1 protein-coding gene is annotated in these 1,091 nt (G+C 63.1%); it reads left to right on the top strand.

Translation table 11 applies throughout. The features are described 5' to 3' along the window. Nucleotides 1-61: 61 nt before the first annotated feature. Nucleotides 62-1,021 (top strand): IS5 family transposase, encoded by a 960-nt coding sequence (locus NKH71_RS33325; RefSeq protein ID WP_352683297.1) that lies wholly within the window; start codon nucleotides 62-64, stop codon nucleotides 1,019-1,021. The last annotated feature ends 70 nt before the right edge of the window (nucleotides 1,022-1,091 follow it).

The following is a 1,091-nucleotide window of genomic DNA, read 5'->3' as shown; positions in this document are numbered from 1 at the left end:
GGGCCTGTTGCGTAATTCGCTGATTGTGATTCTCTGAGGTGGACGGTCTGAGGGAATCGCGATGGCAGTGAAGCAGACGGGCCAGTTGAGCTTGGCGGAGGCTTTTCTAGGCACCAAGCTTGTGGGCGGCACTTCGCCGCTCGACCGATTGTCGGGTCTTGTGAAGTGGTATCGGTTTGAGAAACTGCTCAACCCGCTGCGTGATGGCGGTCCGGGTCGGGCGGCTTGGCCACCGCTGGTCCTGTTCAAGGCGCTTTTGTTGCAATCGCTCTACGGGCTTTCGGACCGTGAGTTGGAAGAGGCGCTTGGCGACCGGCTGTCGTTCCGGCGCTTTGCCGGGCTCGGGCTGGAGGAGAGCATTCCCGATCACACGGTGCTTTCGCGCTTTCGCAATCTGCTTGTCGGCGAAGGTCTGCTCGATAAGTTGTTTGGCGAACTGGACCGGCAGTTGGAGAAGGCCGGCGTGATCCTGAAGCGTGGCACGATGCTGGATGCCACGCTGATCAATGCGGTCTCGTCACCGCCGACGCTTGAGCGGCCGTCGAAGGATCCAGATGCCCGCATTACCGCGCGGCAGGGCAAGGGCGGCTTCACCTTCGGCTACAAGGCTCATGTCGGGGTGGATGAGGGCTCTGGCCTGATCCGCACGGTGATCACCACACCAGCCAACGTCAACGACACGGTCGTGGCTGACACCTTGATCTGCGGCGACGAGAAGACGGTTTGGGCGGACGCCGCCTACGACACCCATGCCCGCCGCGCCCGGCTCAAGGCCGAAGGCAAGAAGGTGCGCATCGCGCGCCGCCCCAACAAGCATCATCCGCAGCTGCCGCCGCGTCTCAAGCACTACAATCGCTTGATCGCCAGACGCCGGGCGGCGGTGGAGACCACCTTTGCTACCCTCAAGTGCCGCATGAAGCTGACCACGATCCGCTATGTCGGGCTGGCCAAGGCGACCGCCCAGGTGACGATGGCGGCGATCGCCTTCAACATGCGCCGATGGGCCGCTATCGCGGGATAGGTGCGCCTGAGTCCGCCCATACAGGGTCGGACGACCGCCTGAAACCCCAAACAAGACGTCAAATCCCCCG

This window comes from Mesorhizobium sp. M0983, assembly GCF_040318975.1.
Classification (GTDB): domain Bacteria; phylum Pseudomonadota; class Alphaproteobacteria; order Rhizobiales; family Rhizobiaceae; genus Mesorhizobium.
Note: the sequence above shows the minus strand (reverse complement) of the source record. Positions and strands in the feature narration are given on the sequence as shown.